Below are 792 nucleotides of genomic sequence, written 5' to 3'. Positions count from 1 at the left end.
GCTGGGACTCGTGCGACATCATCATCGTCACGGGTGACGCCTATGTCGATCATCCGTCCTTCGGCATGGCGATCATCGGCCGTCTGCTCGAGGCGCAGGGCTTTCGCGTGGGCATCATCAGCCAGCCGGACTGGCAGAGCAAAGACGACTTCATGAAGCTCGGCGAGCCGAATCTGTTCTTCGGCGTCGCGGCCGGCAACATGGACTCGATGATCAATCGCTACACCGCCGATCGCAAGGTCCGCTCCGATGACGCCTATACCCCGGGTGGTCTGGCCGGCAAGCGGCCGGATCGCGCCAGCCTGGTCTATAGCCAGCGCTGCAAGGAGGCCTACAAACATGTGCCGGTGGTGCTCGGCGGCATCGAGGCCTCGCTGCGCCGCATCGCTCATTACGACTACTGGTCGGACAAGGTGCGCCGCTCGATCCTGATGGACGCCACCGCGGACATCCTGCTCTACGGCAATGCCGAGCGCGCCATCGTCGAGGTAGCGCAGCGCCTGGCGCGTGGCGAGCCGGTTGAAGCGATCACCGACGTGCGCGGCACCGCGTTCATTCGCAAGGACACACCCGAAGGCTGGTTCGAAATCGACTCCACTCGCATCGACCGCCCGGGCAAGATCGACAAGATCATCAACCCCTACGTCAACACGCAGGACCTGTCCGCCTGCGCCATCGAGAAGGACAAGGGGCCGCAGGACGACCCGAACGAAGCCCGGCCGGTGGAGCTGCTGCCGCACCCGAAGCTGGAGCGTGACCGCACGGTGATCCGTCTGCCGTCCTTCGAAAAGG

1 pseudogene is annotated in these 792 nt (G+C 64.5%); it reads left to right on the top strand.

Going from position 1 to position 792, the window contains the following annotated elements:
- Positions 1-792, top strand: a pseudogene (locus ACU8YC_RS25135) (YgiQ family radical SAM protein); the annotation flags it as partial.

The organism is Citrobacter sp. VF227, from assembly GCF_052950715.1.
Note: the sequence above shows the minus strand (reverse complement) of the source record. Positions and strands in the feature narration are given on the sequence as shown.